Raw genomic sequence first — 19,997 nt, forward strand, 5'->3', positions numbered from 1 at the left:
GGGCTCAAGTCCCGCCGCTGCCCTTCACGCTGGATGGCAGGTTCTGCGCTGCACTGAGGTGGGCTCGCAAGGTGGGCAAGGTGGCCGACGCGAACTCGCGGACCTCGGTGTCCTTGGCTTCGCGGCTTGCCTTCTCGAACAGCCCGATGTCCGTCTTGTGGTCATGCAGCCCCACCGTCTGGACGAACTGGCGATCGAACTCCGGACCAGTGAGTTTGGTCAGGCGGTCGATGACCTGCTGCTTCTCAGGCGGCAATGTGGTGGGCAGCACCACATTGCGCCGTTGTGCCAGCAACTGCAACTTCTGATTGGCCATGGTGTGGTCGCTCACCAGCATCGCGGCATAGGATTTCACCGACGAGTCCGAGGCCTGCGCCGTGGCCAACTGCGCCAAGGCCAACTCATACTGGCCACCACTCGCGGCATCGGTCAGGAACTTCTTCTCGGCCGAGTTCAACGCGGTGCTGGCCGCCGTGGGCGATGGGGTGGTGGGCATGCCAGCGCCCGTGGGCGATTGGCCCATGGTCTCGTTCGGATCGCGCAGCAAGCTGCTGTCTCCGGTCGGGTTGCTGCTGCGTGATGCCGAGGCCGCCGAGTCGTTGGCGGCCACCATCGAGCTGTCCTGCAAAGGCGTGTCCGTGGAATTCGCCGTCGCGGTCTGCGACACGTCGTCACGCCGGTCACAAGCGCTCAGCGCGAAGGTGGCCGATACCGCGATCCCGACCAATCCCATGATGTGCTTTTTGGTGTTCATGGCTTCTCCTCAGTTGCTGGTAAAGCCTGCAGAAGGGTCTACAGGGTGGCCTTGTGCTGGTCGCGCAGGCGCTTGACCTGGTCATGGTTGCGCTGAACGCCGGCGAACTGCCGCTCGATGACGGCCCGCAAGGCGGGGGGCAAGGCCTCTTCTTTCAGGGCCTTGCGGTAGCGGGCCAGGGCGGCGTCTTCGCCACGTTCGCACTCTTCCAGCACGGCGGCGTCGCTGTAGCCCGTCAACGAGCCACGCACGGCCACCCAGCCACGGTGCAACTTGCCCGCCACGCTGCCGTCGTGTTCGGGTTTGCCACCGTACTGAAGCACAAATGGCTGCAGTTCAGCGGCCGCGCGCTGGCATTCGATGGCACGCTGGATGAACAGGCTCTTCAGCTCACTGGTGCTGACGTGCTTGGCGCAAGCATTGAAGCCGTACTCGCCGTCCTTGGAGGTTTCGATCAAGTCGTTCAATGTCTCGATGATGTCATTGTTGGTCGTCATGATGGGTCCTTTGGTTTGAGGCGTTTTCAACGCCGGTGTGAAGCCAGAATCGGCCGCATTTCCCGCGATCAGGCAGGGCGGTCGAGACCTACCATGGGCAGGCAAGCAGCGTGCCGCCTGCATATCGCAAAGAAGGCTCGCCAAGCGGCACGCCGGTTGCTCATGACAGTTCGTGATCCACCTGCGCGTCGCGCAACCACTGGCAAGGAGCGACGGATGAACACCCTTCAACGATCTGGCAAACCGAAAGCGAAAGCATGGTTGCTGGCCACGTTGTGCGTTTGTTCACAGATCAGCCACGCGGCCGACGTCGACAACGTTCCGCCCGTGAGCGATGGTCCCTTCGTGAGCAACGTGGCGGGCACGGCTTCGGGCAATGTCATCGAGCAATCCGCCGACGACAGCGTGGTTGATTCATGGAAACCCCGTGTCAACAAGCACCACGTGGGTTTGTCGATTGGCAAAGCGCGTTTCAACATGCCTTGCATTGAAGGCATGGTTTGCCGCAGAAATGGTCGCGCCATCACCTTGCACGCCGGTGGCGACTTCAGCAAGCGCCTCGGTTTCGAATTGGCCTACATGCGCATGAGCAACTTGGCCCACCAGGGCAATGCCATCCGCGTCAGGGGCGTGAATTTGAACCTGCTGGGTGAATTGCCGCTGGCATCACGCCTGACTTTGTCCGGCAGGCTGGGGACCAACTATGCGTGGACCCGGATGGACATCGCAGGCAAGGCCCACGGCTTCGGCTTGTCCTACGGTGTGGGCCTGAACTGGGACATTTCCGATCGCTGGTCCGCCGCGACCGACTTGAACCGGCACGACTTCAAGTTCGTCACGGGCCGCGACAGCGTCGACACCGCCACGCTGAGCCTGCGCTACCGATACTGACGATGGACACGGTGGCTTGGCCTGATCGATTCTGGGGCCTGCTGCCGCGCGTGTTGCGGCAACCCTTGCAGATCTTGTTCAAGGCCGTGAGCCGCTGGTCCGAAGACCGAGGCCCCCAGTTGGGTGCGGCGATCGCCTTCTACACGATGTTCGCGGTGGCACCCTTGTTGGTGGTGGCCATCGCGATCGCGGGCGCGGTGTTTGGCGAGGACGCCGCGCGTGGCCAGATCGTTGGCGAGATCGAAGGCCTGGTGGGGCAGGCCGCTGCCAAAAGCATCGAAGCCATGATCGAATCGGCCTGGCGTCATCCCAATGGCTTGTGGGCCAGCCTGCTGGGCGTGGTCACCTTGTTGGTGGGTGCGACGGGCGTGTTCGCGGAACTGCGGCGCGCGCTCAATGCCATTGCCCATGTGGTGCCGGGTCCGTCGTCCGCGCTGTCGACCTTTGTGCGGGCCCGCTTGATCGGTTTCGCACTGGTGCTGGGTTTTGGCTTCCTGGCGATTGTTTCCTTGCTGCTCAGTGCCGTGTTGGCGGCCCTGGGGTCCTACCTTGCGGTTCGTTATCCGACCCTGTCCGAACTGATGGGCCTGGTGGACGTGCTGGTGTCCACCAGCGTGCTGGTGATGGCGTTCGCCGCCTTGTTGCGCTGGCTGCCAGAGCACAGGCCCAGCCGGCTGGCGGTGTGGGTGGGGGCGGTGAGCAGCGCGGTGATGTTCTCGGTGGGCAAGCATTTGATCGGCTTGTACCTGGTGCACGCCAGTGTGGCGTCCAGCTATGGGGCCGCAGGCTCCTTCGTCGTGGTCATGCTGTGGGTGTACTACTCCGCGCAAATTTTGTTGCTGGGCGGGGCCCTGGGCGCCGTGGTGGACGAAGAATATTCGCCCGCCGCCGTGGCGGCACGGGGATTGCCCGTTTGAAAGCATGAAAACCTCTCCCCCAAAAACGCCCCCCCAAGGCGATACCCTTCCTCGCGTCAAGGGCAAACCGTCGCCGCGTTTGCCGCACGAACACGATGAATCGGCGGACAGCCAACACGTGGAAGAGCCCCGGCCTGAGATGAAGCAGGCGCAGGCCGACATTGAACGGGGCTTGGTGGACACGGACCGTTCACCAGTGACAGACGAGGTCTATCACCGCACGCTCAGGTCGGATCAACCGGCAGGCGGCCAAGCCAAGCCCAAGCGTTAGAGCAAAAATCTTGCCCATCGGCAGTTGTTGCGGTAAATCGCGCCGAGCTCTTGAAAATTGCACGCCGGCACGCGCATGGTTTTGGCGCTTTTCTCCTGGGAAAGCAGGCAGAAAAGTGGCTTGAAAAATCCCGGCACGGGTGTTGCAAAGAGAGTCACTTCCCATGACTTTTTCAGAGAGACGCCCATGAACTCACCGGCCATTCGCCAGGAACACCGGCAGCATCAAACTCTGACACCCCGCTTGCAGCAGGCGGTGCGCCTTTTGCAATTGTCATCGCTGGATTTCGCGCAGGAAGTGCGTGACGCGATGGGCAAAAATCCCTTCCTGGAGCCCGAGGATTCGGCCGGTGCCGATGCGGCCGAGATCCCCGACACCCCGCCCGTGGCGGAGCCCGTGGCCGCCGCCGCGTCTGAGGCCCTGGACGCCGAAACCCCCTCGGCCATGAGCGATGCCGAACCCTCCTGGGAGCGCGACAGCTGGCAGTCCGCCACCGGCACCCGCAACGGCTCGGGCGGTGATTCCGACACGAGCATGATCGACATGGTGGCCGACGATCCAGGCCTGCGCGCTTACCTGCGCGGCCAGATGAACGCGTGGCCTTTGAGCGACCGCGAACGCGTGCTGGTGACGACCATCATCGAGTCCCTGGACGACGACGGCTACCTGCGCACGCCGCTCATGGAGTTGGCCGCCTTGGCGGAGTTGTCGCCCACGGTGACCGAGGCGGAGATGGAAGCGGCCCTGGCGCAGGTTCAAACCCTCGACCCGATGGGCGTGGGGGCCCGCAGTGTGTCCGAGTGCCTGTTGCTGCAGGTGCCATCCATCGAAGACGAGCAGATCCGCGACTTGGCCCGCATCATCGTCACGCATTACCTGAGCCGCCTGGCTCAGCGCGACGTGGCCGGCCTGGCCAAGACCTTGAGTTGCAAGCCCGCAGACATCGACGCCGCTTGCGAGCGCATTCGCCACCTGGACCCGCGTCCGGGTTGGCGTTTCGGCGCGGCCTCGGAAACCCAGTTTGTGACCCCCGATGTGATCGTCAAGCAGATCCGTGGCGAGTGGGTCGCCTCTCTGAATCCGGCGGTGGTGCCGCGGGTGCGCATCAACCAGATGTACGCCGAGCTGTTCCAGAAACACCGCGATTCCAACCACGCTGAACTGGCCGCGAATCTGCAGGAAGCGCGCTGGACGGTTCGCAATGTCGAGCAGCGCTTTTCGACCATCCTGACGGTGTCGCAGGCCATCCTGAAGCGGCAGCACCACTTCCTGGAATTTGGCCCCTTGGCGATGAAGCCGCTCGGCTTGCGCGAGATCGCCGAGGAAGTGGGCCTGCACGAATCCACCGTTTGCCGCGTGACCAACAACAAGTTCATGGCCACGCCCGTGGGTGTGTTCGAGTTGAAGTACTTTTTCTCGCGCGCCATGCCCACGGCCAGTGGTGGTGAATGCTCGGCCACCGCCATCCGCGGGGTCATCAAGGACATGATCGACGCCGAGAACCTGGTGAACCCCTTGTCCGATGCCGAGATCGCTCGGCAACTGGCCAGGCAGGGCTTGCAGGTGGCGCGTCGCACGGTCACCAAGTACCGTCAACTGCTGAAGGTGCCGCCGGTGGACCGCCGGCGCAAGCACGCTGCCTGATGATGGCTTGATCAGTCGGGCAGGTCGTCCAGGGACTTCGGTTCCTGGAGTTGCTGGCCGCTGTGGCTGGCCCTGAACCTGCCAGACATCTCATAGGCGGCCTTGCGCACGCGCATGATCGATCCCAAGGGGCGGTGTGCGGCCAGGCCATGCCAAGGGCTGAATGAGTAGCGGCTGTCGATCACGGCGGCCCGGGCCTCGCTCCAGGCGTGCTGCGGCGGCACGGTGATGCGGGCCACGGGCAGGTAGGGGCTGAGGTCTTCCGACCACACCGCCGAAGCGTCCTCGATGGGCATGGTGTTGATGTCCGTGCAAAGTTGAATGCGCACTTCCCATTCCGCGCTGTGGCTGCCAAAAAAGTCCACCACCGCATCACGCAGGCCGTTGGGTTTGTCGCGCAGGTCAAGCTGAGCGTTCTTCAGCAGCAGCATGCCGGGAGAAATCGGCACGATCGAGAGCTTCGCCATGTAAGGGCCGTGCAGCATGGGCACCTGTGTGTAGAAGGTCTCGCCCAGGATGTGGGTCTCTGGATGCCCGCCCATGCTTTTCAAGGTGGTGCTTTCCGCCCCCACTTTTTCGATGACCTTCTCGGCGCCACGCGCCATGGCCGAAAACATTTTCTTGAGTCCGGGGGCCTTGTCGGTGGTGCTGGCCAGCAGTTTCAGGCTGCTCAGAAAGCTTTTGGCCGTGGCGGTCGCGAACGTGGGGCCGTTGACCAGCACGAAATCCTGCGTCACATCGCCTTCGGATCCCGGCAAGCGTGCCCCTTCGACGCCGACGACCTTGATGGCCATGCCCCGCGGGGTCGACACGCTGTCGTCCAGCAGGTCGCCAGGAATGGTCGACAGGCGCATCACGATGGGGAAGGCCATGGGCGTGGTGAACAGCCCCTGCGCCAGTGCGGGGGGCAAGCCCGTCAGCACCCGCAGTTCGCCGCGCAAGAGGCCATGTCCCTTGGCGTGGACACTGCGCAAAGGCTGGCCACCGTCGGCCAGCGTTTTCTGGGAGATGCTGCGCAGGGTGTCGACGAGGCTGGCCGTGGTGTCGGCTTCATCGTCTTCAGGGGTTTCGAACCGTGCTTCGTAGCGAACCGGAGTGGGTGAGACCAAAGCAGGGTTGAACATGGTGGCGACCTCCTGAAGAAAACGATGGGTGGGCGCCGAGGGTTCAGGGACTCTTGACGGGTGGCGCGGCCGGCAGGGCCGTCACGCGCCAGATGATGTTGCCGACGTCATCGGCCACCAGCAAGGCGCCTTGCTTGTCGATCGCCACCCCCACGGGACGGCCCTGCGCCTCGCCGTCCTTGTTCAGGAAGTCGGTGAGCACATCCCTGGGCTGTTCGCCGGTGGGCTTGCCCTTGCTGAACGGCACGAAGATCACCTTGTACCCACTGCGGGGCTCACGGTTCCATGAGCCATGCTGGCCAATGAAAGCCCCGTTGGAGAATTGCACCGGCAACGTGGTGCCTTGCGCGAAGGTCAGGCCGAGCGAGGCGGTGTGCGGCCCCAATGCGTAGTCGGGCGGGATGGCCTTGGCCACCAGTTCCTTGTTCTGCGGCTTGACGCGGTCGTCCACATGCTGCCCGTAGTAACTGTAGGGCCAGCCATAGAAACCGCCGTCGCGCACCGAGGTCATGTAGTCGGGCACGAGGTCGTTGCCCAATTCATCGCGTTCATTGACGGCCGTCCACAAAGCGCCGCTGTCGGGCTCCCAACCCAGGCCGTTCGGGTTGCGCAGCCCCGAGGCGAAGATGCGGTGGCTGCCGGTCTTCACGTCAACTTCCCAGATGGCGGCGCGCTCCTTCTCGGCGTCCATGCCGTTCTCGGCCACATTGCTGTTGGAACCCACGGTGACGTAGAGCTTGCTGCCATCCTTGCTGGCGATCAGGTTCTTGGTCCAGTGGTGATTGAGGGGGCCGCCAGGCAGGTCGACCACCTTGGTGCCGGCGCTGGTGATCTGGCTTTGCCCAGGGGTGTAGGGGTACTTCCAGACTGCATCGGTGTTCGCCACGTAGAAGTCATTGCCCACCAAGGCCATGCCAAAAGGCGAATTGAGCCCCTGCAGGAAGACGGTTCTGGTTTCGGCCACCCCATCGGCATTGGCGTCGCGCAGCAAGGTGATCCGGTTGGCGCTGGGCACGCCAGCCCCAGCCTTGCCCATGATCTTTTTCATGGCCCAGCCCTTGATGCCTTTGTTGTCTTCCGGCTTGGGCGGGGCGTTTGTTTCGGCCACCAGCACATCGCCATTGGGCAGCACGTAGAGCCAGCGTGGGTGGTCGAGCTTTTCCGCGAAGCGCGCGACGCTGGTACCGGCCGCGGTTGAAGGTTTTCCGCCCGCGGGCCAGCCTTTGGCGGTGGCGATGTTCACCGTGGGGATCAGGGATTTGTCTGGCTTGGGCAATTGGGGCGTGAGGCCGGTGCCCGCCGACACGGGGACCTTGGACTCCCCCATGGCCACGGTGCTCGCGGCGGCCAGCAGCGCGGTGACAGCCCAAGTGGAGGCCGTGCGAAATTTGGACATGGAAAGACCTTTTGACGGATTCAGATGGCTTCCACTGTCATCCCGAACGGCTCCAGGCGCCATCAGCAGGCGCCTATGAGCGTGTCAGACATGTCCGACGTGCCCAAAGTGCAAATGCACGGCCTTGCCTGCCCCCGCCGCCAGGCCGCTGGCCAGGCTGCCCCACAGCACGTCCAGGATGGACAGCCCGACAGGCCAGCCTTTCAAGGTGGCCAGGTTGGTGAGGTCGTAGGTGGCATAGGCAAAGAAGCCGAACAGCGCGCCCATCAGGGCCGCTTTCATCCAACCTTGCTCATCGGCGGTGGGCAGCACGGCGAAGATCGTCAATCCCAAAGGGAACAGCAGGTAGAACAAGGCGCCAATGGCCATGTTGGGTTGGGCGCCCATCAGGTGCCCGATGCCTTGCTGGTACCAGGACTTGGCAATGACACTCAGCCAGATCAGGTCGAGGACCATCATCACCGCGGCGATGCCGCCATAAATCTGCACGTACTTCATGATGTTCATGGGGTTTGCTTGGCCAGGATGCGGAGGTCGGTTTCCCAATCGCGCAGTCGTTGGGCGGCCTTCTCCTTCTGCTCTGGCGTGGTTTGCTGGTGGAGGCTGGACGTGAACTTGCAACCCGTGGCGATCCACTGCTGGCGCTGGCTGCGCAAGGGTTCTTTGGGCGGATCAAAAAACTGCTGGAACAATTCGCGCAGGGCCTGTTGCGCTTGAGACGGAGTGGCCTTTTGCGCCTGCAGGCGCCGGATCAACTGCAAGAAGTCGCGCTGGTACACCAGGCGTTCGTCGTACACGTGCTTGGCATTCAGGGGCTGGGCGGCGATCTCGTGTTTGACGTGGTCGCGCTGGGCCTTGTCGAGGCGGCCATAGAACAATTCGGCCACCTTCAGCACGAACTTGGCCGCGGCGTCCTGTCGGTCCTTGGGGTCGTCCTGCAGGTAGTCATCCCGGAAGTCCTCGTTGGTCTCGGCCTGGTAGGCCTCGAGGTGCTTGACTTGTTCCGGGCTGAGGGACATGACCAACTCGGCCATGGCGGGCACGGCCTGGTCCAGGGCTTTGCGGCCCCAGCCTTCAAGTTCCTGGCGCCGCTCGCAGGCCAGGGTGGCCGACACCGGGGCGAGTGCTTCCTTTTGGGCGCGGGTCAGGAACTGGGTGTAGATGGGCAGTTCAGTCTGCCGGTGCCATTCAAACCATTGCCGGATGGCCACTTTCACTTTCGCGGATTGATCGTCGTTGAAATCAAAAGCCTTGTTCAATTGCCAGTAAACCAAATGGTTGGCCTGGTTATACGCCACCCGCACAACACTGCAGGCCGTCAATGCCAGCACGAGCATCATCAGGATCGTGGCGTTCAGCGATCGGTGGGCTCGGTTCATGTGCGGCAAGTCTCCCTGTTTGAATGGGTTCACGGTCGGGCCACTTTACCCGTTTTGGGCCGATCACCCTGGAGCTGCGCCAAAGCCTGCTGGCAGCCGCCATCGGTTTTGTCGCCCAGGTCGATCAAGGGGATGATGCTGGCCAGGGGATTGATGAAACCCAAGGCGATGGCGGAAATGATCTTGGTGCCCAAAGGCTTGGCTTCCAGCCGGAACTTGGGGTTGGCGAACGTGCCTTCCACCTTCAAGGGGGACCGCAGCGTGAGAGGGCTGACGTCCTTGGGTTTTGCGCTCATCACCAAGGCCAGGCTTTCGTCCACGAGCGACAGCGAGCCCGAGACCAGGATGGTCGAGTCTTCGGTGTCGACCACGCCAACCTCGGGTCTCAAGGCACCTTGCTGCGCGTTCAACCGGACCACGGCGCAGTGCATGGGCATGAGGTTGTCTCCTACCACCACCACGCCCAAGGCCTGCGCCACGTCCAGGCCAATGGCCTCGACCACCAGGTGCGAGACGGTCCCATCCTGCACCCAGGCCTGAGCGTCGCCATCCATGGTGCTCAGCATCTGCGCGGCGGAATTGCCCTGGCCATGCAACTTGGCATGCCCACCCAACTGCCCCGTCACGTAGCTGTTCTGCTTGGCCTTGTCTTTTTCATCCTTGCTTGCGAACTCGTTGCGCGGACTCAGCCATTGCTCCAGGCGGATGCCTTTCCAGCGCACGTCGGCATCCCAGGCTGGAACCTTGGGGTTGCCATCGAGGCTGACGCGGCCGCTGACCTGGCCATCGGCGGTGCTGGCCAGCAGATCGGAGATGGTCAGCACACCGCTTTTCAGGCTCAGCTGGCCATCCAGTGGCTCCAGCGGCCGGGCGAACAAGGAGCCCAGCTCAACCCGACTCAGGCGCACCTTCACATCCGCATTCATCGCGTGCAGCGAGGGGATGTCGAAGGTGCGTTGCGGCACCACGCGGCCACTGGGCGGCGCTGGGTTGTCCGCCCCGGGCGCCTGGGCACCAAAGGCGGGTGCCAGATCGCTCAGCACAAAGCGCGAGCCAGTGAGTTCGCCGGTGAGCACGGGTACCTTGGGGCGTCGGTCGAAGGTGAACGAGCCGCCCAGCTGGCTGGTGCCCACGTGGAGATTGGATTGCCGCAATGACCACACCTCACCCTTCTTGCCCAGTTGGCCTTTCAAGGTGAACAGGCTGGTGGTGGGCAAGGTCACGCCCACGGCATCGCCCACGGCGGCCATGGACGGGCCGGACACCGTCAATTGGCCATCCAGATCCGACAAGGTCAGCACATCCACGCCTTGCCCTTTGAAACTCAGGCGGGATTGGCCCGCCCTGGCTTCCACGCTGATGGGCACGGGCGGTGCGGTTTCTGGCGAGGCCACCAAGGGCAGGGCGCCGCTCGACTTGATGTTCAAGTCGAAGGGGCGCTTCATGTAGTGGCCGTTCCCTTTGATCAGCAGCCCTGCCGCGTCCTTCTGCGATTGATCGCCTTCGGCCGTGCTCACCTGGGCATCGAGGTCCAGCTTCATCAAGGCGTCCTGCATCTGCACCCGCCCCGATTTCACGAGCAGCCGGCCGAACTCGGGGAGGGGCGCATGGGCTTCATCGGTCTTCTTTGCCGCTGGTGGTGCAAATTGCCAGTTGGCCTGCCCCTCCGCATTCCGTTTCAACCTGGCGTCGATGTTGTCGACCTCCAATGTGGTGACGCGCAGGGGTGAGCTTGATGAGCCCATGCCCATGGCCTTGAGCACCGTCACATAAGGGATCTCGAGCCGTGGATTCACGGCATTGAGCAAATCAGGTTCGCCCCCTGGCGAACCGATGCTCAAGGCATTGGTGCGCAGCCGGATGGAGCCCAGCAGGTGCAAGGCGAACTGGTCGCCCACGATGATGCGCCTTTGCAGGCGTTCACCAAGGGTGCGTTCCAGTGGACCTCTCAGGAAGGGCCAGCCCCGGTACTCGCACACTGCCACGATCGCGACAAATGCCACCAGCAAACCAAGCAAGATGGTTGGCCACCTTGCACGCCGACGTTCTGAAGTTTCGCCGGTCTTCATGCCTGAGTCTTTTTGGTCATCATGACCCGATTCGGCAATCGGTATGCCCAGGTGGAGGCAGAGGGCACGTGCTTTGCTCAGCTTGTCCATCTCACACAATTTTGGAGAATCAAAATGGGCAAGTACTTTCTGGGTTGGTTGCTGGGCGTCCCGACGATCGTTCTGGTCATCCTGTACCTGTTGTTCAATTGAGCAAGGTGACATGCGATGAAGAACCCACCTCAACTCTTCGGCATCCCGGTCGATGAATCGATCATGGCCTTGGGCATGCTTCAAGCGGACCAACTCGCCTCCGGGATCGATGCTTCTTCGCTTTCCACCCGCCGTGTCGCGGTGCTGGCGGGTGATGGTCTTGATGAGTGCCAACTCAACGAGGTCCGGCGCGTTCTAGAGGCCAATGGTGCCCATGTCGATGTGGTCTCCAACCGCTCGGGTCCCTTGCGAGGTGTGTCGGGTGGACAGGTCGATGTGGATCACCATTGGCTGGACATGCCATCGGTGATGTTCGATGCGGTCTACATTCCCGGTGGGCATGGCAGCGTGGAGACGCTGCGCCAAGACCCGGATGCCCTGACCTTCATGCAACAGGCTTACGAGCATGGCAAGTCTTTGGCCGCCACGGGTCAGGCTGTCGCCTTGTTGGAGGAGCTTGGCGTGGCATTGCCTGATCGGGTTGGCGAGGGCACCAGTCCTGGCATCGTGACCGACCACGATGCGCAGGCATTGGAGCGGGTGGCCGAAGAATTTGTCGCGGCCATCATCAAGGATCGGCATTGGCGGCGCCACGAGCCGGCCGAGGCCGCCATGGCGCCTCTCATGCCATCGTCCAGCCATCAAGGCAGCACGGGGTTGGGTCCCATCTGACTGCCGGTTTGCGGCAATGCGCCGCCTTCGTGCTCCCAGGTCTGAACTGCTTCAGGCCTGGGGTGCGATGGGGGCACGGCCCTCTGGCGCCTCTGTTCGGCTTGGCGTCGCAATGACCAGACCGTCCCGGTGAAGAGTGCGGCCAATGCCAGTTGGTAGAGTTTGTGATTCATCGTTGGTCTCCTGTTGGTTTGACATGGCAAGGGATGTGACCGCGCTCAAAGCTGCGGTGCACGTGACGACGTGACCAGCATCAGTGAACTGGCCATGCCATGAGCGATGGGTTCGCGGTGGAGATTCATGGCCATGCCCCGGACGAAGTACTCGGTGAACACCGCTGTGGCATCCGTCAAGAGCCGAATGCTTTGCAGGAGGTTGTGGGCGATCAGCGGTTTGAAGGTGCGGCCTTCAAACTGGCCAGTGGCCGCGCCGATGGTCAAGGACACGTCGTTGCCCATGACCTGGCAGCAGACCATGGTGAGTGCATCGCACTGCGTGGTCGGTGATTTGGTCAAGGAGGCTTGTTGGCGCATCTCGGCCGAGATGGTCATCAACGCCAAGGCAGCGGACTTCAAAGCACCGTGCAAACCGAGCAAGGTGTCAAGCGAGCCGAGAGGTGTGACGTCGCTGGGCGCACTGACGAAGGGCAGGTTCAGTGCTTCGGCCAGAGCGCTGGCCACCTGTTCGCCAAACTGCGGGGACATGTGCTCTTGCATGGGCAACTGGTGAACCGAAGGCAAGGTCCGCTCGATCGCTTCGCAAGCCCGTGCCAATTGGGCGATGTGGTCTTCAATTTCGCGCGCCTTGGATGCCGACATGGGGTCTCCATGAAGGCCCAGTTCGGTCTTGGCCGCGAGTTCGGCTCGCAGACCGGCCAGTGCCGGCAGGAGGTTGTGCGCAACGCCGACGCTGATGGCCACGTGCAAGGCGGTGGTGAACACCTGCGCGCTGGATTGCCCGAGGTTCACATGTTCATCGGCCTGCACGCGGCTTTCCGCGCCAGCGTGCTGGCCCAGGCTTTCGGTGGCCAGGCGGGCCAGCATTTCATTCATGTTCGAATGGGTGGGGCCAGTGGACGCCGTCTGCCAGACAGACATGGAAAAATCCTGATCGCGTTGACCAGCGATCACCTTGGCCGTGGCCAGATCGATGGCCTGGGCGAGGTCGGGGTGCAGCCTGTCCAATTCGCGATTGGCCTTGGCGCAGGCGCGCTTGACCATGGCCATCGTCGCGATCAATTCCGAAGGCATGCGCTCATTGGAAATCCGGCGTTCATCCAGTCGATCGGTGCCCCTGGAACTCCACAAGCGCTGCTCGGCGAAATCGGCGGGTAGGTTGTCGAGTTTTTCTGAACTGAAAGGCATGGCGGGGTCTCCATCGGCGGAGCTCGAATGCCCCGCGCTGGAAGTGATTGGCAAACAAGAGGCCCGCGGCTACATTCGTTACATCTGGATGCATTCGTTCAGGACGGGCCGCTTTGAGCTGTATGCCTTTCTGCAAAATTTCCCACCTGCTCCGGCAAGTTCCCTGGAAAAAGCGCCAGAAACGGGGTTGATGAGGGTGGCATAGTGATTGCTGAGACCGTGGGAACTCAACCTCGCCGAGGGCTCGACGTGTCTGTTTCCCACCATCCCCGTCCCCAGGTTCTGTACGTGGAAGACCACCCGGTCAACGTGCAGTTGATGCAGGCCTTGTTCGCCCAAATGCCTTCCCTGGAACTGACCGTGGCCACCACGGGTGAAGAGGGTTATCAGGCTGCGCTCAAAAGGCCACCGGCCTTGTTGCTGTTGGACCTGAACCTGCCTGACTGCCACGGCACGCAGTTGCTGGAACGCCTTCGTGGGCAACCGGGCCTGTCGTCGGTTCCCGCCATCGCGGTGACGGCGGCCGACATTCAGAGCTTGAATGAAACGACCTTCCTGGAAGTGTGGCAAAAGCCACTGGACATCCCTTCGATCCTCAAAAGGCTTGATCAATTGCTGCTGGGGCAGTCCTCGGCTTTTTTCGCCGAGATGCCCTGGGGCATGAAAGCGAAACCCATGGCAGGCGTCGCGTCCGCGTTCGCCCGCTGATTTCTCTCAATGGAGTTCACGATGAAGGCAACCTTTGACCAGCGCCGTGCATTGCGCGATGAATTCGAATCCACCAAGGCCACGCGGGACGCGTCCAGGTCGCGCAAGGGTTGGTATGCATCGCGGAAGGCCGAACTCCAGGTCCAAGAAGCTTTTGCCGAAATCGATGACGAGATCGGCCAGTCTTACCGCAGGCGTCCTGCGACATTGGAGCGTCTTTCGCACGCCCAGCGTTGAGTGACGCCAAGGCCCCATCAAAATCACCTGATGGGGCCGTGGCGCAGGCCTCAATGGCCCAGATCACCCCAGGCGGATGAATCCGAAGCCTGCTCGCCGTCCAGGCTGACTGGCACGGTCGAGTACTCTTTCAAGCGGTTGTACAAGGTCTTCAAGCTGACGCCGAGTGTGGCGGCGGTCTTTTCCTTGTGACGGCCCAGGTACTCCAGCGTGGCCAGGGTCACCTGCCGTTCGATCTCGGCCAGCGTGGTGCCAACACGGATCGACAGCACGGGCGCACCCGTCAACACTGGCAGGGGGGCGTCCGTGGTCGGCAGGCATTCGTCGACGATCACGCTGCCACGCGCCATCACGTAGGCGCGGTGCACGATGTTGCGCAACTCGCGCACATTGCCAGGCCAGCCATACTCGGACAGGCGTTTCAGGGCTTCAGGGTCGAAGGTCTTGACCTGACCTTCGCGGCGCGAGATCTCTTCCAGGAAGTGGGTCGCGATCAAGGGCACGTCTTCCGCCCGTTCGCGCAGAGCGGGCAGGTGGATGGGGAACACGTTCAGGCGGTACAGCAGGTCTTCGCGCAGCTTGCCTTCCTTGACGGCCTGCATGGGAGAACGGTTGGTGGCCGCGATGATGCGCACATCGGTTTCCTGGACCTGGGTCGAACCCACGCGCATGAAGGTGCCGGTTTCCAGCACGCGCAGCAGCTTGACCTGCAACTCGAGCGGCATCTCGGTGATTTCATCCAGGAACAGGGTACCGCCACTGGCGCGCTCGAAAAAGCCTTGGTGTTGGCGATCAGCGCCGGTGAAGCTGCCCTTTTCGTGGCCGAAGATTTCGCTTTCGATCAGGTGCGGTGAAATGGCGCCGCAGTTGACGCCCAGGAAAGGGCGGCCACGTCGGCGGCTCAGGTCGTGGACCGTGCTGGCCACGACCTCCTTGCCGCTGCCGCTTTCACCAGTGATGAACACCGTGACGGCCGTGCCGGACACGCGCAGGATCTGCTCGTACACGTGCCGCATGACCGCCGAGCGGCCCCACAGCAGGCCGAAGTGGCCTTCTTCTTCCAGGCCGGTCTGCAGGTCGGCGGCTTCGGCCTTCAGGGCCGAAGGCTTGGTCACCCGGGACAGGATGCCGTGCAACTGCTTCATGTTGACGGGCTTGACCAGGTAGTCGACCGCGCCGAGGCGCAAAGCCTGGATGGAAGTTTCCAGGCTGGCGTGGCCCGTGATGAGGACCACTTCCGTGTTGTTCAGGTTCTTGCCGTCGTCGAACAACTGCATCCCGCTGCCATCGGGCAGCATCAAGTCCAACAAAACGATGTCGGGTTCCTGCAGCGCCAACTGCTTGCGCGCGTCGCGGAGCGAGCCCGCGGTCGCCACGGTGAAACCTTCCATGGCGATCAACGTGGCCATCATCTCAGCCGAATCGGCTTCGTCATCCACCACCAATGCGTGAGGCATTCCAAGATCCTTGCAAGTGTAAAAACCGGTTCAAAAAAGATTATGAGCGATCACCCGCTTCGTGTCCCAAAACTTGCCTAATTTTTGGGTCCGCGGCGGTTGATGTGGGCAAGCCCAAGCAAGAAAAGGCGCACCCGGGAAACCCAGGTGCGCCGATTGTGACAAAAAGAGAAAAGCAGTTGCCGTAACGCAGGTTCGTCAACCCGGGTGAACGTGCGCATGCTCACCCAGATGGGTGGGTTGCTTGCCCGTGACGGCGGCCTGCGCCATCTTGATCAGTTGGACCATTTTGCTGCTCTTGACATCCCAGTACTCAGCCTGGGTGATGTCCACGGCCAGCAGGGCCAGGTCGGGGTCGGTGACGCCGCCAGGGAACCAAGCCTGGGACAGGGTCGACCACAGTTCCTGCTTTTTCTGGGCATCGTTGACCAGCCGGGCTCTGCCCGTGATCGACACGTAGCGGTCGTCGTCAGGTGACGCGTAGGCCAGGTTCACCCGTGGCCGGGCCAGGGCATCGCGAAGGGTTTCGCTTTTGGCCGAGATGAAAAACCACAGCACAGACCCTTGATCCTGCTTGCGATTCTGCGTGGTCAGCGGGTGTGAGCGCAGATCGCCGGATTCGGATTGTGTGGTCAACATGCCGAAGCGGATGTCGTGGATCAGTTTCCAGAGGTGTTGCTCGGGCGAATTCGATGTTGTCATGGTGGGCTCCTGAGTTTAGGGAGAGAGGGTGAAACGCCATGGGCGTGGGCATCACCGGGGGTTCGTGCACAGGGATCTTGATTTCGTCGGGCGGAGGATCCTCCACTTCCGGCGGCGGCAGATCGGGGGCGGGCGGCGGTGGCGGCGCCTGGGGCGGCGAAGGCGTGTGCGGAGGGACTGGCGACGGTGTGGGCGCGGGGCCCAGCAGCATCGCGGTGGGCCAGCGCGGGGGGGATGGGATGTGGATCATGGCAGGAGCACGCAGGCGGTGCCGTAAAAATGACGTGGAGGGAGTGACGAGGCTCCGCCACTCCATCGAGGTCTTAGGCCTTGTCGATGGCGTCCTTGACCTTTTCCTTGGCGTCGCCATAGCCTGCCTGGACCTTGCCAGACAGCTGGTCGGCCTTGCCTTCGGTCTTCAGGCGGTCGTTGTCCACCGCTTTGCCCACGGCTTCCTTGATCTTGCCCTTGACTTCGTCGGTTCTGCCGGACACTTGGTCTTTGTTCATGGTCTCACTCCTGTTGGATGTGACAGGTTCACCATGAACCCGCCTCACCACCATCTGGCAAATGGGGGGCCCACTTCAAAAAAATCTGCCTTCTCTTGAGGTGGGCATGCGCTTTGCTCTATAAAGCCAGACTCGATTGGAGTCTGGAATTTTTTTCTTGGGGGAATACACAATGGGCCTGAAACTTTTGACCGTTGCTTTTGCCAGCTTGCTGGCATTCAATGCGCAAGCCGCCAGCACGAACTGGGGCACGCATGGCGTCCTGGAAATCGGCACCAACCTGGCAGATCCAGGCGAAATCAACGATACCTACACATTCTCGATCGGTCCTGGCGCCAGCTTGGTGAGCTCGGCGGTCTTGCTGGGTTCGCCTGACCTGCTGAACATCGAAAACGGCCTGGTCAAGCTTTACCGTGAAACCGGCGTCGAAGATGCCTTGCAAGGCAGCTACGCCTTCGACGGCACCACTGGCAGCACCTTCCACACCTTCAACATCACCTTGCCTGGTATCTACTACTACAAGGTCGAAGGCGATGCCACCGGTTCGTTCGGCGGCTTTTACTCGATCAGCTCAGCGGCCGGTGCCGTCCCCGAACCTGGCTCCCTGGCATTGAGCTTGGCTGGCCTGGCGGCGGCTGGCGTCGTTGCGCGTCGTCGCGTTCGTTCCTCCTGACCAAGGGTCAACGGTCAAGAAAGGCGCTCTTCGGAGCGCCTTTTTTTACGCCTGGACGAGTCGTTGAGCACCTTTGTCCAAGGCCTGCTCAAGCGCCTGCAGCACCAGTTGCGAATCAATCGGTTTGCCCACGTGTTCGTCGAATCCGGCAGCCAGGGCCCTTTGCCGATCTTCCTTGCGTGAGAAGGCCGTCAAGGCCAGCGCCACCAGGCGTGGACGGTGCTGTTGGGCTTCCATTTCGCGCACGCGGTGGATGAAGGCGTAGCCGTCCTCATCCGGCATGGCGATGTCCGAGATCAGCGCATCGGGTCGTTCTTCGGGAGTGGCTTGGGCCAGGTGTTCATAGGCCCCAGCCGCGCGGTCGAAGCTGCGCAGTTCGACTTGGGCGTCCCGCAGCAACAGTTCCAGGATCTCGCGTCCGTCCGGGTCGTCTTCGACCACCACCACGCGCTTGCCGGCCAATGCGCTCAATGGCAAGGCGGTTTGTGCCTCGGCATCGCCCACCGGCATGGTTTTGTCGGGCAGTTCGATCGTGAAGGTGGCGCCCAGTCCGACGCCTTCACTGCTGGCCTGGATGCTGCCGCCATGAAGTTCGATCACCTGCTGGGCCAAAGACAAACCCAGGCCCAAGCCGTTTTGCCGACGCGTGCTGGAGCTGTCGGCTTGCTGGAATCGGTTGAACAGGAAGGGCATCTGCGCAGGGGCCAGGCCAATGCCACTGTCCTTCACTTCGATGGCCAAGGCGTTCTGCCGGCGCAAGGTCCGCACCTGCACGACGCCGTCTTCGGGTGAGAACTTGATGGCGTTGGACAGCAGATTGCTCACGGCCTGCTGTAAGCGGTTCACGTCGGCCGAAACGGTGTCAATGCGCTCGTCGTGGCTGACCTCCAGGGTGATGCGCTTGGCGGCGGCGCGGTCGTGCATGGCCGCCACGGCATCTTCCACCAGGGTGGGCAGCTTGGCGAGACCCCATTGGAGTTCGAGGGTCCCACACAGCATGCGCTGGCTGTCGAGGAGGTCGTCCACCAGGCGGGCTTGCGCCTGGGTGTTGCGGTCGATCGCGTCCAGGGCCTTTTCCTGAAGCGCATTGAGCGACCCGGCCCGGCGCAGGACATGGGCCCAACCGCGCATGGCGTTGAGCGGCGACCGCAGTTCGTGGGTGACCACCGCCAGGAACTCGTCTTTCGACGACGCGAGCGCTTCGGCATCCTTGCGTGCCAGTTGCTCACGCTGCAGCACCTGTTCACGCTCCAGCTCGACTTGCTTGCGTTCGGTGATGTCTTCGGCGATGCCGCCCACGCGAAGGGCCTTGTCATGGGCATCGCGCACATAAAAGCGACGGTCGCGAATCCAATGGCATTGGCCTTGGGTGTCCAGGATTCGGTACTCGCGAACCGTGTTTTCGGTGGCGGCTGTGTCGGCGAAGAAGGGGTCGGGAAGCAAGTGGGCGTCGGCGTCAATGACCGCTTGCCCCCACAGCGACGCGTCCTTCAACAGGGCGTCACTGCCAATCCCCCAGAAATGTTCAAAGCGGGAGTTGACGTACAGCAACTGCTGGGTGCCCAGATCTGCCAGCCAGAACACATCGTCGCTGCTTTCGGTGAAACGTTGAAATGGCGTGTCCCGCATCACGAGCTCGATCGCTTGTGCGCTTGAAGATGAAACCTCGTGCTTGGTCATGACGGACTGCTCATGCAGTGCTCCTCGGTGGGTGAAGGCGGTAGCGCTTACCTGATCCAGAAAATCTTGCCGGTCCCTGGGTTTGAAAAACTGCTTTTTTCGTGGTTCTTCAAATGACATGCACACGGCATGCCATTTGCCGGGTTTCATGGCCTTTGAATCAAATCAGGAGAATTCCCAATGAATGACAGGACCCAATCCCTGGTCCCGGACCGAGACGCTTTCGAATCCAGTGCCACGGTGGACCGCATGGCCCAGAAGGCCCACGAAGCCATCGACAGCGTGGCCGCCAAGGCCAAACCGGCGGTTGAGCGTGTTCAAAACGCGGCCAGTCAGGCCGCTGATGTCCTTCACGCCAAGGCCGATGCGCTCAATGAGTGGGAGGACCAATGGTTGGACAGTGCCCGCACGCACATTCGCGAACAGCCGCTGACAGCAGTGGCCGTCGGTTTGTTGGCGGGCGTTCTTTTGAGCCGCCTGACCCGCTGAGACGATCAGGTCTGCCGTTGCTGGGCACCTGATGAGGTAGCCCAGCAACGGTCACCGCTCAGCCTCAGCGGTTGTCGGTCTTGGTGTCAGACGACTTGCGGCTGGCCTGGCCGCCTTGCTGGGATTGGTTCTGGCCTTGGTTTGAGCCAGAAGAAGACATGTTGTCGGATCCCTGCTGCTGACGCTGCTTGCCTTCCTGCTCCTGCTGGCGACCGGCTTGGGGTTTGGCTTGGTCGCCCGCTTGTTGCTGGTTGGCTTGGTTCTTTTGTTGACCAGGTTGGTTTTGCTGCTGTGTCATGAAAGTGCTCCTTCAGTTTTGAAAAAACCGTGCGGGGTTGCACATGTTCAAGCCAGCAATGGCCATGCCCATGG

Annotated in this window: 23 protein-coding genes; 9 read left to right on the forward strand and 14 right to left on the reverse strand. The window is 62.1% G+C overall.

Annotated elements, in window-relative coordinates:
- Positions 1-4: 4 nt before the first annotated feature.
- Both ACREB4_RS14670 and ACREB4_RS14675 read right to left on the reverse strand, forming a co-directional pair.
- Complete coding sequence (locus ACREB4_RS14670; RefSeq protein WP_431588971.1) at positions 5-754, reverse strand: DUF4142 domain-containing protein; 750 nt, start codon at positions 752-754, stop codon at positions 5-7.
- 38 nt (positions 755-792) lie between these two features.
- On the reverse strand, positions 793-1,251 hold the full coding sequence (locus ACREB4_RS14675; protein ID WP_431588972.1) for a PA2169 family four-helix-bundle protein: 459 nt from the start codon (positions 1,249-1,251) through the stop codon (positions 793-795).
- Between the two features lie 216 nt (positions 1,252-1,467).
- On the opposite strand from ACREB4_RS14675, the gene ACREB4_RS14680 reads away from it, so the two are divergent.
- The gene (locus ACREB4_RS14680) at positions 1,468-2,142 is read left to right on the forward strand and encodes a porin family protein (RefSeq protein WP_431588973.1); all 675 of its coding nucleotides are present in this window, start codon (positions 1,468-1,470) and stop codon (positions 2,140-2,142) included.
- A 2-nt stretch (positions 2,143-2,144) separates the two neighbouring features.
- Complete coding sequence (locus ACREB4_RS14685; RefSeq protein ID WP_431588974.1) at positions 2,145-3,059, forward strand: YihY/virulence factor BrkB family protein; 915 nt, start codon at positions 2,145-2,147, stop codon at positions 3,057-3,059.
- Between the two features lie 267 nt (positions 3,060-3,326).
- Here ACREB4_RS14685 and ACREB4_RS14690 read toward each other — a convergent pair whose 3' ends face one another.
- A complete protein-coding gene (locus ACREB4_RS14690) occupies positions 3,327-3,518 on the reverse strand; it encodes a hypothetical protein (RefSeq protein ID WP_431588975.1) in 192 nt (63 codons plus the stop codon).
- Here ACREB4_RS14690 and ACREB4_RS14695 point away from each other — a divergent pair.
- Complete coding sequence (locus ACREB4_RS14695; RefSeq protein WP_431588976.1) at positions 3,517-4,974, forward strand: RNA polymerase factor sigma-54; 1,458 nt, start codon at positions 3,517-3,519, stop codon at positions 4,972-4,974. The genes ACREB4_RS14690 and ACREB4_RS14695 overlap by 2 nt on opposite strands.
- Positions 4,975-4,985: 11 nt before the next feature.
- On the opposite strand, the gene ACREB4_RS14700 is transcribed toward ACREB4_RS14695, so the two are convergent.
- The 5 genes from ACREB4_RS14700 to ACREB4_RS14720 all read right to left on the reverse strand — a co-directional run bounded on the left by ACREB4_RS14700 (position 4,986) and on the right by ACREB4_RS14720 (position 10,876).
- Positions 4,986-6,098 (reverse strand): catalase family protein, encoded by a 1,113-nt coding sequence (locus ACREB4_RS14700; protein ID WP_431588977.1) that lies wholly within the window; start codon positions 6,096-6,098, stop codon positions 4,986-4,988.
- 43 nt (positions 6,099-6,141) lie between these two features.
- Complete coding sequence (locus ACREB4_RS14705) at positions 6,142-7,494, reverse strand: PQQ-dependent sugar dehydrogenase (RefSeq protein WP_431588978.1); 1,353 nt, start codon at positions 7,492-7,494, stop codon at positions 6,142-6,144.
- An 84-nt stretch (positions 7,495-7,578) separates the two neighbouring features.
- A complete protein-coding gene (locus ACREB4_RS14710) occupies positions 7,579-8,001 on the reverse strand; it encodes a DUF2177 family protein (protein WP_431588979.1) in 423 nt (140 codons plus the stop codon).
- Positions 7,998-8,873 carry a DUF6279 family lipoprotein gene (locus tag ACREB4_RS14715; protein WP_431588980.1) on the reverse strand — a complete coding sequence of 292 codons (876 nt, stop codon included), beginning with the start codon at positions 8,871-8,873 and terminating at the stop codon, positions 7,998-8,000. Before ACREB4_RS14715 ends, ACREB4_RS14710 begins: the two co-directional genes overlap by 4 nt.
- Before the next feature lie 29 nt (positions 8,874-8,902).
- Entirely contained in the window at positions 8,903-10,876 is a 1,974-nt protein-coding gene (locus ACREB4_RS14720) for an AsmA family protein (protein ID WP_431588981.1), read from the reverse strand.
- 273 nt (positions 10,877-11,149) lie between these two features.
- On the opposite strand from ACREB4_RS14720, the gene ACREB4_RS14725 reads away from it, so the two are divergent.
- Positions 11,150-11,806, forward strand: a complete 657-nt coding sequence (locus ACREB4_RS14725) for a DJ-1/PfpI family protein (protein WP_431588982.1) — start codon at positions 11,150-11,152, stop codon at positions 11,804-11,806.
- A gap of 218 nt (positions 11,807-12,024) precedes the next feature.
- Here the strand turns inward: ACREB4_RS14725 and ACREB4_RS14730 are convergent, their stop codons facing one another.
- A complete protein-coding gene (locus ACREB4_RS14730) occupies positions 12,025-13,056 on the reverse strand; it encodes a lyase family protein (protein WP_431588983.1) in 1,032 nt (343 codons plus the stop codon).
- Here ACREB4_RS14730 and ACREB4_RS14735 point away from each other — a divergent pair.
- From ACREB4_RS14735 to ACREB4_RS14745, 3 genes are read left to right on the forward strand one after another with little or no spacing between them, the layout of a single operon-like run.
- Positions 13,025-13,375, forward strand: a complete 351-nt coding sequence (locus ACREB4_RS14735; RefSeq protein ID WP_431588984.1) for a hypothetical protein — start codon at positions 13,025-13,027, stop codon at positions 13,373-13,375. The two genes, ACREB4_RS14730 and ACREB4_RS14735, sit on opposite strands and share 32 nt — an antisense overlap.
- A gap of 44 nt (positions 13,376-13,419) precedes the next feature.
- On the forward strand, positions 13,420-13,878 hold the full coding sequence (locus ACREB4_RS14740) for a response regulator (RefSeq protein WP_431588985.1): 459 nt from the start codon (positions 13,420-13,422) through the stop codon (positions 13,876-13,878).
- A 21-nt stretch (positions 13,879-13,899) separates the two neighbouring features.
- The gene (locus tag ACREB4_RS14745; protein WP_431588986.1) at positions 13,900-14,115 is read left to right on the forward strand and encodes a hypothetical protein; all 216 of its coding nucleotides are present in this window, start codon (positions 13,900-13,902) and stop codon (positions 14,113-14,115) included.
- 50 nt (positions 14,116-14,165) lie between these two features.
- On the opposite strand, the gene ACREB4_RS14750 is transcribed toward ACREB4_RS14745, so the two are convergent.
- The 3 genes from ACREB4_RS14750 to ACREB4_RS14760 form a co-directional block, all read right to left on the reverse strand.
- Positions 14,166-15,572 (reverse strand): sigma-54-dependent transcriptional regulator, encoded by a 1,407-nt coding sequence (locus ACREB4_RS14750; RefSeq protein ID WP_431588987.1) that lies wholly within the window; start codon positions 15,570-15,572, stop codon positions 14,166-14,168.
- Between the two features lie 198 nt (positions 15,573-15,770).
- Positions 15,771-16,274, reverse strand: a complete 504-nt coding sequence (locus tag ACREB4_RS14755; RefSeq protein WP_431588988.1) for a pyridoxamine 5'-phosphate oxidase family protein — start codon at positions 16,272-16,274, stop codon at positions 15,771-15,773.
- A 323-nt stretch (positions 16,275-16,597) separates the two neighbouring features.
- Positions 16,598-16,783 (reverse strand): CsbD family protein, encoded by a 186-nt coding sequence (locus tag ACREB4_RS14760; protein WP_431588989.1) that lies wholly within the window; start codon positions 16,781-16,783, stop codon positions 16,598-16,600.
- A gap of 172 nt (positions 16,784-16,955) precedes the next feature.
- Here ACREB4_RS14760 and ACREB4_RS14765 point away from each other — a divergent pair, with 172 nt between their 5' ends.
- Complete coding sequence (locus ACREB4_RS14765) at positions 16,956-17,456, forward strand: FxDxF family PEP-CTERM protein (RefSeq protein WP_431588990.1); 501 nt, start codon at positions 16,956-16,958, stop codon at positions 17,454-17,456.
- A 45-nt stretch (positions 17,457-17,501) separates the two neighbouring features.
- Here the strand turns inward: ACREB4_RS14765 and ACREB4_RS14770 are convergent, their stop codons facing one another.
- Positions 17,502-19,136, reverse strand: a complete 1,635-nt coding sequence (locus ACREB4_RS14770) for an ATP-binding protein (RefSeq protein ID WP_431588991.1) — start codon at positions 19,134-19,136, stop codon at positions 17,502-17,504.
- Positions 19,137-19,316: 180 nt separating this feature from the next.
- On the opposite strand from ACREB4_RS14770, the gene ACREB4_RS14775 reads away from it, so the two are divergent.
- Positions 19,317-19,625, forward strand: a complete 309-nt coding sequence (locus ACREB4_RS14775) for a DUF883 family protein (protein ID WP_431588992.1) — start codon at positions 19,317-19,319, stop codon at positions 19,623-19,625.
- A 64-nt stretch (positions 19,626-19,689) separates the two neighbouring features.
- On the opposite strand, the gene ACREB4_RS14780 is transcribed toward ACREB4_RS14775, so the two are convergent.
- Positions 19,690-19,923 (reverse strand): hypothetical protein, encoded by a 234-nt coding sequence (locus ACREB4_RS14780; RefSeq protein WP_431588993.1) that lies wholly within the window; start codon positions 19,921-19,923, stop codon positions 19,690-19,692.
- Positions 19,924-19,997 lie beyond the last annotated feature (74 nt).

This window comes from Aquabacterium sp., from assembly GCF_050725395.1.
GTDB lineage: Bacteria > Pseudomonadota > Gammaproteobacteria > Burkholderiales > Burkholderiaceae_C > Aquabacterium.

What these genes read in the sequence shown, in the direction of transcription:
- ACREB4_RS14695 (WP_431588976.1), top strand. Translation starts at nt 3,517, where the DNA reads ATGAACTCACCGGCCATTCGCCAGGAACACCGGCAGCATCAAACTCTG.
- ACREB4_RS14770 (WP_431588991.1), bottom strand. Translation starts at nt 19,136, where the DNA reads ATGACCAAGCACGAGGTTTCATCTTCAAGCGCACAAGCGATCGAGCTC.
- ACREB4_RS14700 (WP_431588977.1), bottom strand. Translation starts at nt 6,098, where the DNA reads ATGTTCAACCCTGCTTTGGTCTCACCCACTCCGGTTCGCTACGAAGCA.
- ACREB4_RS14755 (WP_431588988.1), bottom strand. Translation starts at nt 16,274, where the DNA reads ATGACAACATCGAATTCGCCCGAGCAACACCTCTGGAAACTGATCCAC.
- ACREB4_RS14725 (WP_431588982.1), top strand. Translation starts at nt 11,150, where the DNA reads ATGAAGAACCCACCTCAACTCTTCGGCATCCCGGTCGATGAATCGATC.
- ACREB4_RS14765 (WP_431588990.1), top strand. Translation starts at nt 16,956, where the DNA reads ATGGGCCTGAAACTTTTGACCGTTGCTTTTGCCAGCTTGCTGGCATTC.
- ACREB4_RS14735 (WP_431588984.1), top strand. Translation starts at nt 13,025, where the DNA reads ATGGCCATCGTCGCGATCAATTCCGAAGGCATGCGCTCATTGGAAATC.
- ACREB4_RS14705 (WP_431588978.1), bottom strand. Translation starts at nt 7,494, where the DNA reads ATGTCCAAATTTCGCACGGCCTCCACTTGGGCTGTCACCGCGCTGCTG.
- ACREB4_RS14680 (WP_431588973.1), top strand. Translation starts at nt 1,468, where the DNA reads ATGAACACCCTTCAACGATCTGGCAAACCGAAAGCGAAAGCATGGTTG.
- ACREB4_RS14750 (WP_431588987.1), bottom strand. Translation starts at nt 15,572, where the DNA reads ATGCCTCACGCATTGGTGGTGGATGACGAAGCCGATTCGGCTGAGATG.
- ACREB4_RS14670 (WP_431588971.1), bottom strand. Translation starts at nt 754, where the DNA reads ATGAACACCAAAAAGCACATCATGGGATTGGTCGGGATCGCGGTATCG.
- ACREB4_RS14710 (WP_431588979.1), bottom strand. Translation starts at nt 8,001, where the DNA reads ATGAACATCATGAAGTACGTGCAGATTTATGGCGGCATCGCCGCGGTG.
- ACREB4_RS14745 (WP_431588986.1), top strand. Translation starts at nt 13,900, where the DNA reads ATGAAGGCAACCTTTGACCAGCGCCGTGCATTGCGCGATGAATTCGAA.
- ACREB4_RS14685 (WP_431588974.1), top strand. Translation starts at nt 2,145, where the DNA reads ATGGACACGGTGGCTTGGCCTGATCGATTCTGGGGCCTGCTGCCGCGC.
- ACREB4_RS14780 (WP_431588993.1), bottom strand. Translation starts at nt 19,923, where the DNA reads ATGACACAGCAGCAAAACCAACCTGGTCAACAAAAGAACCAAGCCAAC.
- ACREB4_RS14715 (WP_431588980.1), bottom strand. Translation starts at nt 8,873, where the DNA reads ATGAACCGAGCCCACCGATCGCTGAACGCCACGATCCTGATGATGCTC.
- ACREB4_RS14690 (WP_431588975.1), bottom strand. Translation starts at nt 3,518, where the DNA reads ATGGGCGTCTCTCTGAAAAAGTCATGGGAAGTGACTCTCTTTGCAACA.
- ACREB4_RS14775 (WP_431588992.1), top strand. Translation starts at nt 19,317, where the DNA reads ATGAATGACAGGACCCAATCCCTGGTCCCGGACCGAGACGCTTTCGAA.
- ACREB4_RS14760 (WP_431588989.1), bottom strand. Translation starts at nt 16,783, where the DNA reads ATGAACAAAGACCAAGTGTCCGGCAGAACCGACGAAGTCAAGGGCAAG.
- ACREB4_RS14730 (WP_431588983.1), bottom strand. Translation starts at nt 13,056, where the DNA reads ATGCCTTCGGAATTGATCGCGACGATGGCCATGGTCAAGCGCGCCTGC.
- ACREB4_RS14675 (WP_431588972.1), bottom strand. Translation starts at nt 1,251, where the DNA reads ATGACGACCAACAATGACATCATCGAGACATTGAACGACTTGATCGAA.